The 263-nt window shown below is 63.5% G+C and carries 1 protein-coding gene; it reads right to left on the bottom strand.

Going from position 1 to position 263, the window contains the following annotated elements:
• Positions 1-263: hypothetical protein (locus SB822_RS58035; protein WP_410859232.1), on the bottom strand; the 263-nt coding region annotated here is incomplete at both ends.

The raw sequence follows: 263 nt of genomic DNA on the forward strand, positions 1-263 counted from the left end.
GGTCGCGCTTTCGCACCAGAACCATGATGTCACGCGGCATGATCCGCCGGTTCTGGCCCGGAATAGGTTCGCCGCGATCCAGCCAGTGGCGAATAGTGGCTGCGATCTGATCCGCCAGCCGGACAGCAGGTGCTGCCAGATGATCGACCGGCTCGCGCCAGTCGTCCGGCTCTTCCACCACTTCCGGCGTCAGCATATCCCAGATTTCCACCTCGCCCGGCGCATCGGAGCGAATGGCTTCATGTACCGTTGCGCCTGCAAGG

This window comes from Paraburkholderia sp. SIMBA_054, assembly GCF_046534875.1.
GTDB lineage: Bacteria > Pseudomonadota > Gammaproteobacteria > Burkholderiales > Burkholderiaceae > Paraburkholderia > Paraburkholderia hospita.